The organism is Stenotrophomonas sp. PFBMAA-4, from assembly GCF_030053215.1.
Lineage (GTDB): Bacteria > Pseudomonadota > Gammaproteobacteria > Xanthomonadales > Xanthomonadaceae > Stenotrophomonas.
The window spans coordinates 14,783-27,176 of record NZ_JASGBW010000037.1; the positions used below are offsets into that span (position 1 = coordinate 14,783).

Consider the following 12,394-nt stretch of genomic DNA (forward strand, 5'->3'; position numbering starts at 1 on the left):
CGCATGAGCGAGATCACCGGCTTCACCGCCACTGCCACCGCCGCACTGCCGCTGCACGTGCTGGACCGCGACCAGTTCGCCCGCTGGAAGGCCGCCCAGCCGGCCGCCCAGCAGGCATGGCTGGACGCACAGGGCTTCACCGCCGGCGCCCACAGCGTGGCCCTGCTGCCCGGCGAGAACGGCCTGGCCGGTGCGGTGATCGGGGTGGGCGACCGCGCCGATGCCTACGCCTATGCACATGCCCCGCACGCCCTGCCCGAAGGCAGCGTGTGGCAGCTGGCCACCGAACTGCCGGCCGCCGAACAGGCGCTGCTGCAGCTGGGCTGGGGCCTGGGCAGCTACCGCTTCGACCGCTACCGCAAGCGCAACCGTGCGCCGGCGCAGCTGCTGGCCAGCCCCGGCGCGGAAGTGGCCGACCTGATCGCCGCCAGCCTGCGCGTGCGCGACTGGGTCAACACCCCGACCGAAGACATGGGCCCGCAGCAGCTGGAAGACGCCGCGCGTGCGCTGGCCGACACCCATGGCGCGCAGGTCGAAGCGATCACCGGCGATGAACTGCTGAAGCAGAACTTCCCGGCCATCCATGCGGTGGGCCGTGCCTCGCACCGTGCGCCGCGCCTGATCGTGCTGCGCTGGGGCAAGGACAGCGACCCGGCGCTGGCGCTGGTCGGCAAGGGCGTCTGCTTCGACACCGGCGGCCTGGACATCAAGCCGGCCGACGGCATGCGCAACATGAAGAAGGACATGGGCGGCGCCGCCCACGCACTGGCCCTGGCCGGGCTGGTGATGGCCCAGAAGCTGCCGGTGCGCCTGACCCTGCTGATTTCGGCGGTGGAAAATGCAATCGGCCCCGATGCCTTCCGTCCGGGCGAGATCATCGCCACGCGCAAGGGCCTGAGCATCGAGATCGACAACACCGACGCCGAAGGCCGCCTGGTCCTGTGCGACGCACTGACCTTCGCCGGCGAGCAGAAGCCCGACCTGGTGCTGGATTTCGCCACCCTCACCGGTGCGGCGCGCATTGCCCTGGGCCCGGACCTGCCGGCGCTGTTCAGCAATGACGACACGGTGGCCCAGCAGTGGCTGCAGGCCGGCGATGAAACCCGCGACCCGGTGTGGCGCATGCCGCTGTGGCGCCCGTACCTGCGTTACCTGAGCAGCGGCGTGGCCGACCTGGCCAATGCCGGCTCGCGCATGGCCGGCTCGGTGACCGCCGCGCTTTACCTGGAACGCTTCCTGGAGAATGACCAGCGCTGGGCGCACCTGGACGTGTACGCCTGGAACGACGGCGAACGCCCGGGCCGTCCGGCCGGTGGCGAGGCCCTGGCCCTGCGTTCGGCCTGGGCGATGCTGAAGGCGCGGTACGCCTGAGCCTGCGCGCTCCCCTGCCCCACCGGCCTGGCCGGTGAGGCGGCGGGGCGGCGGCACGCGCTCCACGGTAGAGTCGACTGTCAGTCGACTATCGCGCGCAGCGCGGGATTTTCCAGGGCCGGTCGGAGAGCAGTCGACCAACGGTCGACTCTACCGCTGCCGGGGCCGGGGCCGGGGCCGGGGCTGGCAAATCTGACGAAAAATTGAATTTCGGCCCCGGCCGGGTTCTGCGAGGATGTGCGGGTCGACCACCCACACGATCCGTGAAGGCAGGAACCCGACCATGTCGCTCTTCCGCTACACCCGCGCCGGCCAGACGCCCGGCGCACCGCGCGCCCATTCCCCGTTGCCCTGGATCGCCCTGATCGCCTTGATCCTGGGCGGCGTCGCGCTGGCCTTCGCCTGGCTGGCCGGCTGGATCGGCAACCGCCTCACCGCGCAGCGCTTCACCGACACCATCGAAGCCACCGGCCCGGCCCACCCGGGCTTCCGCCGCGCGCACAGCAAGGGCATCTGCGTAAGCGGCTGGTTCGAACCCAGCGCGCAGGCACCCACCCTGTCCAGCGCGCGGGTGTTCTCGCAGGCCCGCGTGCCGGTGATGGGCCGCCTGTCGATCGGTGGCGGCGACCCGTACGGCGCCGACAACACCGCCCGCGTGCGCAGCATGGCCGTGCAGATGGTCAGCGACGATGGCCAGGAATGGCGGATGGCGATGAACAGCTTCCCGTTCTTCGCGGTGCCCGACGCCGAGGCGTTCTACGAGCAGACCCGCGCTTCCATCCCCGACCCGGCCACCGGCAAGCCCGACCCGCAGAAGATGGCGGCCGTGCTGGCCAGGTACCCCAGCGCGCAGGCCTTCCAGCAATGGGCGAAGACTGCGCCGTGGACCAGCAGCTGGGCCGACACCACCTACAACAGCGTCAACAGTTTCTGGTTCACCAACGCGCAGGGACAGAAGCGCGCGGTGCGCTGGCGCTGGCAGCCGCTGGCACCGGTGGTGGAGATGGATGCGGACACGCGCAAGCAGGCCAGCGTCGATTTCCTCAGCCAGGAACTGCAGCAGCGCCTGGCCAAGGGGCCGGTGCAGTGGAACCTGGTGGTCAGCACCGCCGCGCCCGGCGATGCCATCGACGATCCGTCCACGCCGTGGCCGGACACGCGCGACCAGGTGGTGGCCGGCGTGCTCAGCCTGGACCGCATGCAATCGCAGGAGGAAGGCGCCTGCGGCCAGATCAACTTCGACCCGTTGATCCTGCCCAGCGGCGTGCGCGGCAGTGACGACCCGATCCTGGCCGCGCGCTCGGCCGTGTACTCGCAGTCCTTCAACCGCCGCGAACGCGAACGCGCCGCCGGCAACGTCGAACAACCGAAGAAGGAGGCCGCACGATGAACACCGGCAACGGCCACTTCAACCTGCTCGCGCGCATCCTGCACTGGACCATGGCGGTGATGATCCTGGCCATGCTGTTCGTCGGCGTCACCATGGTCGCCTCGCTGCACCTGCGGCCGATGCTGATCGACCTGCACCGCCCGCTGGGCATCGCCATCCTCGTGCTGGTGCTGCTGCGCCTGTACAACCGCCTGCGCCACCGCCCGCCGCCGCTGCCGGCCGACCTGCCGGTGTGGCAAGCGCTGGCGGCCAAGGCTTCGCACTGGATACTGTACGGGCTGATGCTGGCGATGCCGCTGATCGGCTGGGCGATGCTGTCGGCCGGCGGCTACCCGATCACCCTGTGGGGCGGCGTGCACCTGCCGCCGATCGTGCCGCACACCCCGGCGCTGTATGCGGCCCTGCGCAACGCGCACAGCCTGCTGGCGTATGTGTTGTTCGCCACGGTGCTGATGCACGTGGGCGCGGCGCTGTTCCACCTGTGGGTGCGCCGCGATGGCGTGTTCCAGGCGATGGCGCGCGGAAAGGATTGAGCAAAGCCGGCATCCGGTAGCGCCCGAGCCCATGCTCGGGCGGCGGCGCGCAGCGACGAACAGCAGCCGAGCGTGGGCTCGGCTCTACAACAGTACGTGTTGGGCGTGTTCCAGGCGATGGCGCGCGGGAAGGATTGAGCGACGCGAATCGGTAGCGCCCGAGCCCATGCTCGGGCGGCGGCGCGCAGCGACGAACAGCAACCGAGCGTGGGCTCGGCTCTACAACAGTACGTGTTGGGCGTGTTCCAGGCGATGGCGCGTGGAAAGGATTGAGCAAAGCCGGCATCCGGTAGCGCCCGAGCCCCTGCTCGGGCGGCGGCGCGCAGCGACGAACCGCAGCCGAGCGTGGGCTCGGCTCTACAAGCGTATGTGCTGGGCGTGTTCCAGGCGATGGCGCGTGGAAAGGATTGAGCAAAGCCGGCATCCGGTAGCGCCCGAGCCCCTGCTCGGGCGGCGGCGCGCAGCGACGAACCGCAGCCGAGCGTGGGCTCGGCTCTACAGCCAGCCCTTCTGCCGGGCCAGCCGGTACGCCTCGATGCGGTTGGCCACGCCCAGCTTGCCGATGCATTCGGACAGGTAATTGCGCACCGTGCCGTGCGACAGCCCCAGCTGCTCGGCGATCTCGCTGGCCGTGCGGCCCTCACCGGCCAGGCGCAGCACGCGCCGCTCGCGGTCGGTCAGCGGGTCGGCCTGCGACCACGCGTCCATCGCCAGCTGCGGGTCGATCGCACGGATGCCCTGCTGCACCTTGCGCAGCGCGTCGGCCAGGTTCTCCGCCGGGGCGTCCTTCAACAGGTAGCCCAGCACCCCCGCTTCCAGCGCGCGGCGCAGGAAACCGGCGCGGGCGAAGGTGGTGACGATGACCACCTTGATCGGCAGTTCGTGGCGGGCAATGCGCTGGGCCAGCTCCAGGCCGGTCAGGCCGGGCATCTCGATGTCGGTCACCAGGATGTCCGGCTGCAGCTGCTGCAGCATGCGCCAGGCCGCCTCGCCATCGGCAGCGCTGCCGAGCACCTCGATGTCCGGTTCCAGGCCCAGCAGCGCCGACAGCGCGCCGCGCACCATCGCCTGGTCCTCGGCCAGCAGGATGCGGATCATGCCGCACCGCCCTGTGCCAGCGACGCCGGCGGGACCGGCGTGGTGGCCGCCGCCAGCGGCACGCGCAGGGTCAACAGCGTGCCCTCGCCCTTGCCCGACTGCACCTGCAACTGGCCGCCCAGCGCGGCCACGCGCTCGCGCATGCCGCACATGCCGTTGCCCTCGGCCTGCAGGCCACCGCGTCCGTCATCGCGTATCTGCATCACCAGCTGCCGTCCTTCCTGCATGAACTCCACCCGTGCCTGGGTCGCCTGCGCATGGCGCACGATGTTGGTGGCCGCCTCGCGCAGCACCAGCGCCAGGCCGCGCTCCACCTCCACCGGCATCGGCGGCGGCACCGTGTAGTGCAGGTGCACCTGCTGGCATTCCAGCAGCAGCCGCGCCGAGGCCAGCTCGCCGGCCAGATCGCTGGCGCGGATGCCGGTAACCGCGCTGCGCACCTGCGCCAGCGCTTCGCGGGCAATGGCCTCGGCCTCGCCGATCTCCTGCCGCGCACGCGCGTCATCGCGGTCGTACAGCTTGCGCGCCAGTTCCAGCTTCAACGTGATCAGCGACAGCGTGTGGCCCAGCAGATCGTGCAGGTCGCGGCCGATGCGCTCGCGCTCGGCCGTGGTCGCCAGCCGCCGCACTTCCTCCTGCGACAGCTGCAGGGCCACGTCGCGCTGCTGGCTCAACGCCTCCACGTTCACCACCAGGCCGACGATGAAGGACACCGCCGGCATCCACACCAGCGCCTGCCACGGGTAGCCGAAGTACAGCGCGGCGGCACAGAACACGATGTTCAGTGCGGTCAGCTGCAGCAGGTACATCCACCAGCCACTGCGCCCGCTCATGCGCATCATCACGCAGCCGAACACGAAGTAGCTCAGGCCGGACGGATACCAGGGCAGCAGCACCAGCGACAGCGCGACCATCGCCAGCGCATAGCGCGGGCCGTGGTGGCGCGGCGCCAGCATCACCCGCGCATACAGCAGCAGGAACAGCGGATAGCTGGCCAGGGTGAGGAACAGCCAGCGCAGGGTGAAGCCGTTGCCCAGCGCGGGGGTAAGGAAGATCCACACCGACCAGAGCAGGTGGATCGCACCGCTCCACGGCGATTTGCCCCGCCGCAGCAGGTCGGCCACGGCCGAATCCGGCGCGGGGCGCAGCAGCGACGCAAGCCGGTTCGATGGCACGGGCGGATCCAGGCGGGAACGTTCGCTGCCGATCATGCCAGTTCAGCCGACCCGGCGCAGGCGACGGCGCGCCAGCAGCAGCGCCGCCACAGTCACGCCCAGCAGCACCAGCAGATGCCCGGCGATGCTGCCCACCGCCGGCTGCCCCACCACGGGCAGTGCCAGCTGGGCCAGGTGCCAGGTCGGCCACAGCGGTGCCATCGTGGAAAACAGCTTCGGCAGCGCCGACAGCGGCAGCCACAGCCCCGACAGCAGGGCCAGCGGCAGGTACACCAGGTTGACCATCGCCGGTGCCGCGCTGGCACTGGCATGGCTGCCGATCAGCAGGCCGATGGCGCCCAGCGGCAGCGCTGCCAGTGCCGCCACCGCCAGCAGCTGCAGGATCTGCTGCGCCTGCAGATGCACGCCGCCCAGGGTGCAGGCCACGGTGACCAGCAGCCCGGCCACCAGCAGCGCAAACAGCACCGCCATCGCCAGCCGCGCCAGCAGGGGCGCTGCGGCCGGCATCGGCAGCGCGCGCTTCAGGGTCAGCAGGCCACCCTCGCGGTCCAGCGCCAACTGCACGCCGAAGCCGAACAGGGCCGGTGCCATCGCGCCGAACACACAGTAGGTGGCCAGCAGGTACAGCGGCGCATGGCCACGCCCCAGCAGCACGCCGAACAACAGGTAGAACAGCACCGGGAACAGCAGCGAGGGCACGGCGAAGGCCGGCGTGCGCCAAGCCCGGCGCAGTTCGGCCTGCAGCTCGGCGATGTAGGGGCGCAGGACGGCACGCACGGACAGGCGCGGCGCAGCGAGGGAACGGGTCACGGTGTTCATGCAGCCTCCCGGGTCATGTCGAGGAAGGCGTCGGCCAGCGCCGCGCCCTGTACTTCCAGTTCCTGCAGCTGCGCATCGGCGGCCAGCAGGCGGGCCACCACCGGTTCGGCCGGGCTGGCCAACAGGTGCAGGTGCGCGCCATCGCGCTGCACCTGCTGCACGCCCGGCCAGCGCTGCACGTCCTCCACCGCCAGGCTGCTGCGGCAGCGGATGCGGCGCGGCCGGTCGGCCAGGCGCAGTTCGGCCAGCGGCGCATCGGCCAGCACGCGGCCCTGTTCCAGCACCACCACCTGCTGTGCCAGTGCTTCGGCTTCCTCCAGGTAATGGGTGGTCAGCAGCACGCCGCAGCCTTCGGCCACCAGCTGCCGGATCGCCTGCCACATCACCTGCCGCGCCTGGATGTCCAGGCCGGTGGTGGGCTCATCCAGGAACAGCACGCGCGGGCGGCCGCACAGCGCGATGGCGAACTGCACCGTGCGCTGCTGGCCACCGGACAGCTGCCCATAGCGACGGCGGGCCAGATCCTGCAGTCCGGTGCGCTGCAGCACCTCCGCCAACGGCATCGGCGCGGCATAGCAGGCGCTGGCCTGTGCCACCAGTTCATCCACCTGCAGCATCGGCGGCAGGCTGGTGCTCTGCAGCATCACGCCCAGCCCCAGGCGGCTGGCGCGCTGCTGCGGATCGCCACCGAGCAGTTCAACCTGCCCAGCATCGGCGCGGCGCAGGCCCAGCAGCACGCTGATCGCGGTACTCTTGCCAGCACCGTTGCGGCCCAGCAGGGCCAGGACCTGGCCGGCACGCACCTGCAGGTCGATACCCTGCAGTGCGGCATGGCCGGCGTAATGCACCTGCACCTGGTGCAGGCGGGCCAGCTGGGCCGTAGTGGGAGCTGCGGTCGGATCCATCGGTGCGGTACCGGTAGCGGGGACGTTGCCATCCTGTGCCGCGCCGGTCACGTTTCGCAGTGGCCGCCGTCAGCTCCATCGGGTGACAGCTGTCACTGCCATCCCGCCCCGTCCCACCTGCATGCTGTGCTGCACGCTTGCCCACCGGAACCGCCGCTGTCGCCCTTCCGGCCATACCCGCCCGATCGCCTGTGATGGAACGCAATGAACGCTTCTGCCGAGCTGTTGAAGGAACTCCGCATCGACCGCAAGAACCCGCCGCCGTCCTCCGGGGATGGCCCGGGCGGCCGCCGCTGGCTGTGGATCGCCCTGGTCGTCATCGTGCTGCTGCTGGCCGGCGGCGCCTTCCTGCTGTTCGGCCGCGAGCCGGCGCCTGAGGTCGAGACCGCACCGGCGGTGGCGATCCAGCAGGGCAGTGCCAGCAGTTCGGTGCTCGACGCCAGTGGCTACGTGGTGGCCCGGCGCATGGCCACGGTGTCGGCCAAGATCACCGGCAAGGTGCGCGAGGTGATGATCGAGGAAGGCATGCGGGTGGAGGCCGGCCAGATCATGGCCACGCTGGACCCGATCGATGCCGATGCACAGCGCAGCCTGTCCGCGTCGCAGGTGCAGGCCGCGCGTGCGCAGGTGGCCGGCCTGCAGGCGCAGCAGCGCCAGGCCGCCGCCGAAGCCAGCCGCCTGCAGGCACTGGTGGGCCAGCAGCTGGTCTCGCGTTCGCAGTACGACCAGGCCGTGGCCCAGCGTGACAGCGTGCGTGCACAGCTGGATACCGCCCAGCGCAACGTCAAGGTGGCCAGCGACCAGCTCGCCATTGCCGACCTCGGCGTGGACAACAACATCGTGCGCGCGCCGTTCTCCGGCGTGGTCACCGCCAAGGCCGCGCAGCCGGGCGAGATCGTCTCGCCGCTGTCGGCCGGCGGCGGCTTCACCCGTACCGGCATCGGCACCATCGTCGACATGGATTCGCTGGAAATCGAAGTGGAAGTGGGCGAAGCCTTCATCGGCCGCGTGCAGCCGAAGATGCCGGTGGAAGCCACGCTCAATGCCTACCCGGAATGGAAGATCCCCGGCGAGGTGATCGCCATCATTCCCACCGCCGACCGTGGCAAGGCGACGGTGAAGGTGCGCGTCGCGCTGAAAGTGAAGGACCCGCGCATCGTGCCGGAGATGGGCGTGCGGGTCAGCTTCCTGGAGCAGGCGCAGCCGCAGGCCGCCGCCAGCAGGCCGCAGGGCGTGCGCGTGCCGGCCACGGCGGTGGTCGAGCGCGAAGGTGCCAGCGTGGCCTTCGTGCTGGGCGATGCCGACCGCGTGCAGCAGCGCGCCGTGCAGGCCGGCCAGGCGATGGGCAAGGACCGCCAGATCCTGAAGGGCGTGAGCGCGGGTGAACCGGTGGTGGTCAACCCACCGCAGACCCTGCGCGATGGCGCCAAGGTGCAACAGAAACAAGCGCAGTAACGGCCAGGCGCCCGCGTGGCGCCGCCGGCAGCACCGTTCGACGCACGCCTGCGGCTACCGCAGGCGCAGTGCCCCGTTTCCCGCCTTCCGTGGAGAACCACCCATGTCGACCCTGGTTTCACTGCGCAACATCACCAAGACCTACCAACGCGGCCCGGAAAAAGTGAAGGTGCTGCACGGCATCGACCTGGACATCGCCAGCGGCGACTTCGTCGCGCTGATGGGCCCGTCCGGGTCGGGCAAGACCACCCTGCTCAACCTCATCGGCGGCTTGGACAACCCCAGCGGCGGCGAGATCAGCATCGAAGGCGAGCGCATCGACCAGATGAGCGGCGGCCAGCTGTCCACCTGGCGCAGCCACCACGTCGGCTTCGTCTTCCAGTTCTACAACCTGATGCCGATGCTGACCGCGCAGAAGAACGTGGAACTGCCGCTGCTGCTGACCCACCTCAGCGCCGCCCAGCGCAGGCGCAATGCCGAGATCGCGCTGACCCTGGTCGGCCTGGCCGACCGCCGCAACCACCGCCCCAACGAACTGTCCGGCGGCCAGCAGCAGCGCGTGGCGATCGCCCGCGCCATCGTCTCCGACCCGACCTTCCTGATCTGCGACGAACCCACCGGCGACCTCGACCGGCAGTCGGCCGAGGAGATCCTGGGCCTGCTGCAGCAGCTCAACCGCGAACACGGCAAGACCATCATCATGGTCACCCATGACCCGAAGGCCGCCGAGTACGCCACCCACACGGTGCACCTGGACAAGGGCGAGCTGGCCGACGCCCCGCTGGCCCACTGACGGAGGCCCCGGCGATGAAATATTTTTCCCTTGTCTGGGCGCAGCTGTTCCGCAGCCGCACCCGGACCCTGCTGACCCTGCTCTCGGTGGTCGCCGCGTTCCTGCTGTTCGGCATGCTCGATTCGGTACGCGTGGCATTCAACTCCGGCGGCAGCGTGGAAGGTGCCAACCGCCTGGTCACCGCATCGCGCCTGTCGATCACCCAGTCGCTGCCGATCCGCCTGGAAACGCAGATCCGCCAGGTCGACGGCGTGCGCGACGTGGCCTATGGCATGTGGTTCGGCGGCATCTACCAGGACCCGAAGAACTTCTTCCCGAACTTCTCGGTGTCGCCCAACTACTTCGATGTCTACCGCGAACTGCAGATCGACCCGGCGCAGCTGGAAGACTGGAAGCAGACCCGCACCGGTGCCATCGTCGGCGAGAGCCTGGCCAACCAGTTCGGCTGGAAGATCGGCGACACCATCCCGCTGCAGGCCACCATTTTCCCGCGCGGCGGCAGCAATGACTGGCCGCTGGAACTGAAGGGCATCTTCCGTTCCAAGGACCGCGCGCAGGCGGGCAACGAAGAACGCCAGTTGATGATGAACTGGAAGTACTTCGACGAATCCAACGACTACATCAAGAACCAGGTGAGCTGGTACACGATCACCCTGGACAACCCCGACCATGCCTCGCGGGTGGCCCAGGCCATCGATGCGATCTCGGCCAACTCCGACCACGAAACCAAGACCCAGACCGAATCGGCGTTCCAGCAGGCCTTCGTCAAGCAGTTCGCGGATATCGGCATGATCGTCACCTCGATCATGGGCGCGGTGTTCTTCACCCTGCTGCTGTTGACCGGCAACACCATGGCCCAGGCCGTGCGCGAGCGCATTCCCGAACTGGCCACGCTGAAGACGCTGGGCTTCAAGGATGGCACCGTGCTGACGCTGGTGATGGTCGAGTCGGTGCTGCTGATCGGCCTCGGTGGCCTGATCGGCATGGGCCTGGCCGCGCTGGTGCTGCCGGCCATCGCGCCGAAGAGCATGGGCATGCTGCCGCCGCACGTACCCACACCCACCTGGCTGGTGGGCGTGGGCCTGATCGTGGTGATCGGCATCGTGGTCGGCCTGCTGCCTGCGCTGCGGGCCAAGCGCCTGAAGATCGTCGATGCGCTGGCCGGCCGCTGAGGAGGACTTCCAATGAACAAGCTCAAGAAGTGGCTGGGCAACGCGCTGACCGTGCTGCTGCTGGCGGTGGGCCTGGTGCTGTGGATCGGCCTGCCATGGTTTGGCGTGCTGGCCGTGGCCGTGCTGGTGGCGCTGTGGCTGCTGCTGACCCGCAGCGGCCGTCTGGCCCTGGCGGCCACCCGCATCGGCATCGCCAGCCTGCCGCAGCGCTGGGGTGCCTCCTCGGTGATCGTGGTCGGCATCGCCGGCGTGGTCGGCGTGCTGGTGGCGATGCTGGCGATGGGCGAAGGCTTCCAGGCCACGCTCAACAACACCGGCGATGACACCACCGCCATCGTGCTGCGGGGTGGCTCGCAGGCCGAGACCAACTCGGTCATCACCCGCGAACAGGTACCCACGCTGTCCACCCTGCCCGGCATCACCCGCGATGGCGAAGGCCGGCCCTTGCTGTCGCCGGAACTCTCGCAGGTAGTGAACCTGGTGTCGCGGGCCGATGGCACCGACGTCAATGCGCAGTTCCGCGGCGTCGGCCCACAGGCGTGGGCGGTGCATGACAAGGTCAGGATCGTGCAGGGCCGCAAGTTCGCCACCGGCCTGCGCGAGATCGTGGTCGGCCAGGGCGCGCAGGGCCAGTTCCGCAACCTGGAGGTGGGCAAGACGCTGACCCTGGGCAACCAGGCCTGGACCGTGGTGGGTGTGTTCGCCACCGGCGATGCGCATGATTCGGAACTGTGGACCGACGCCGATACGCTGGCCACCACCTACCAGCGCAGTGCATGGCAGTCGATCAGCGTGCGCACGGATGGCAAGGCGGGCTTCGAGCAGTTCAAGGCGGCGGTAGCTGCCGACCCGCGCCTGAAGCTGGACGTGGAAACCACGCGCGCCTACTACAGCAAGCAGGGCGGCGGCCTGACCACGCTGATCGACATCCTCGGCAAGGTGATCGGCACGATCATGGCGGTGGGCGCGGTATTCGGCGCGCTCAACACCATGTATGCCGCCGTGGCCACGCGTGCACGCGAGATCGCCACCATGCGCGCGATCGGCTTCCGCGGCCTGCCGGTGGTGACTGCGGTGATGCTGGAAACCATGCTGCTGGCGCTGCTGGGTGGCTTGCTCGGCTGCGCCGTGGCCTGGTTGTTGTTCAACGGGTACAGCGTGTCCACCATCGGCAGCAATTTCAGCGCGGTGGTGTTCAAGTTCCATGTGTCGCCGGAGCTGCTGTGGAATGGGCTGAAGTGGGCGCTGGGCATCGGCCTGGTCGGTGGCCTGTTCCCGGCACTGCGCGCGGCGCGCCTGCCGATCACCACGGCGTTGCGCGAAACCTGATCAGCGCACACGTGTGTGCGGTGATGGATGTGGAAGGGCGAAGCGAAGGCTTCGCCCTTTTTTGTTGGGCGTCATCCACGCATGGCGTGGATCTACCGGTGCTTCATCCACGCATGGCGTGGATCTACTGGTGCCTTGTCCACGCATGGCGTGGATCTACTGGTGCCTTGTCCACGCATGGCGTGGATCTACTGGTGCCCTGTCCACGCATGGCGTGGATCTACTGGTGCCCTATCCACGCATGGCGTGGATCTACTGGTGCCCTGTCCACGCATCGCGTGGATCTACCGGTGCGTCATCCACGCATGGCGTGGATCTACCGGTGCTTCATCCACGCATGGCGTGGATCTACCG

General features: G+C 69.4%; 11 protein-coding genes. 7 read left to right on the top strand and 4 right to left on the bottom strand.

Going from position 1 to position 12,394, the window contains the following annotated elements:
• The first annotated feature begins 3 nt into the window (after positions 1 to 3).
• From QMZ26_RS18630 to QMZ26_RS18640, 3 genes are all read left to right on the top strand, one after another.
• Positions 4 to 1,371: a M17 family metallopeptidase gene (locus tag QMZ26_RS18630; protein ID WP_283222317.1), complete on the top strand. Its 1,368-nt coding sequence runs from the start codon at positions 4 to 6 to the stop codon at positions 1,369 to 1,371.
• 283 nt (positions 1,372 to 1,654) lie between these two features.
• The gene (locus tag QMZ26_RS18635) at positions 1,655 to 2,761 is read left to right on the top strand and encodes a catalase family peroxidase (RefSeq protein WP_108758407.1); all 1,107 of its coding nucleotides are present in this window, start codon (positions 1,655 to 1,657) and stop codon (positions 2,759 to 2,761) included.
• A complete protein-coding gene (locus QMZ26_RS18640; protein ID WP_283222318.1) occupies positions 2,758 to 3,294 on the top strand; it encodes a cytochrome b in 537 nt (178 codons plus the stop codon). Before QMZ26_RS18635 ends, QMZ26_RS18640 begins: the two co-directional genes overlap by 4 nt.
• A gap of 495 nt (positions 3,295 to 3,789) precedes the next feature.
• On the opposite strand, the gene QMZ26_RS18645 is transcribed toward QMZ26_RS18640, so the two are convergent.
• Genes QMZ26_RS18645 through QMZ26_RS18660 form a run of 4 tightly spaced genes read right to left on the bottom strand, consistent with a single transcriptional unit; the run spans position 3,790 to position 7,291 of the window.
• Positions 3,790 to 4,392: a response regulator transcription factor gene (locus QMZ26_RS18645; RefSeq protein WP_079224937.1), complete on the bottom strand. Its 603-nt coding sequence runs from the start codon at positions 4,390 to 4,392 to the stop codon at positions 3,790 to 3,792.
• On the bottom strand, positions 4,389 to 5,603 hold the full coding sequence (locus QMZ26_RS18650; RefSeq protein WP_108758404.1) for a sensor histidine kinase: 1,215 nt from the start codon (positions 5,601 to 5,603) through the stop codon (positions 4,389 to 4,391). Before QMZ26_RS18650 ends, QMZ26_RS18645 begins: the two co-directional genes overlap by 4 nt.
• 6 nt (positions 5,604 to 5,609) lie before the next feature.
• Complete coding sequence (locus QMZ26_RS18655; protein WP_283222319.1) at positions 5,610 to 6,386, bottom strand: ABC transporter permease; 777 nt, start codon at positions 6,384 to 6,386, stop codon at positions 5,610 to 5,612.
• A complete protein-coding gene (locus QMZ26_RS18660) occupies positions 6,383 to 7,291 on the bottom strand; it encodes an ABC transporter ATP-binding protein (RefSeq protein ID WP_283222320.1) in 909 nt (302 codons plus the stop codon). Before QMZ26_RS18660 ends, QMZ26_RS18655 begins: the two co-directional genes overlap by 4 nt.
• Before the next feature lie 204 nt (positions 7,292 to 7,495).
• Here QMZ26_RS18660 and QMZ26_RS18665 point away from each other — a divergent pair, with 204 nt between their 5' ends.
• From QMZ26_RS18665 to QMZ26_RS18680, 4 genes are all read left to right on the top strand, one after another.
• Positions 7,496 to 8,746, top strand: a complete 1,251-nt coding sequence (locus QMZ26_RS18665; protein WP_283222321.1) for an efflux RND transporter periplasmic adaptor subunit — start codon at positions 7,496 to 7,498, stop codon at positions 8,744 to 8,746.
• A gap of 103 nt (positions 8,747 to 8,849) precedes the next feature.
• On the top strand, positions 8,850 to 9,539 hold the full coding sequence (locus QMZ26_RS18670) for an ABC transporter ATP-binding protein (RefSeq protein ID WP_200732813.1): 690 nt from the start codon (positions 8,850 to 8,852) through the stop codon (positions 9,537 to 9,539).
• Between the two features lie 14 nt (positions 9,540 to 9,553).
• Positions 9,554 to 10,711 (top strand): ABC transporter permease, encoded by a 1,158-nt coding sequence (locus tag QMZ26_RS18675; RefSeq protein ID WP_079224932.1) that lies wholly within the window; start codon positions 9,554 to 9,556, stop codon positions 10,709 to 10,711.
• A gap of 12 nt (positions 10,712 to 10,723) precedes the next feature.
• Positions 10,724 to 12,040, top strand: a complete 1,317-nt coding sequence (locus QMZ26_RS18680; protein ID WP_283222322.1) for an ABC transporter permease — start codon at positions 10,724 to 10,726, stop codon at positions 12,038 to 12,040.
• The last annotated feature ends 354 nt before the right edge of the window (positions 12,041 to 12,394 follow it).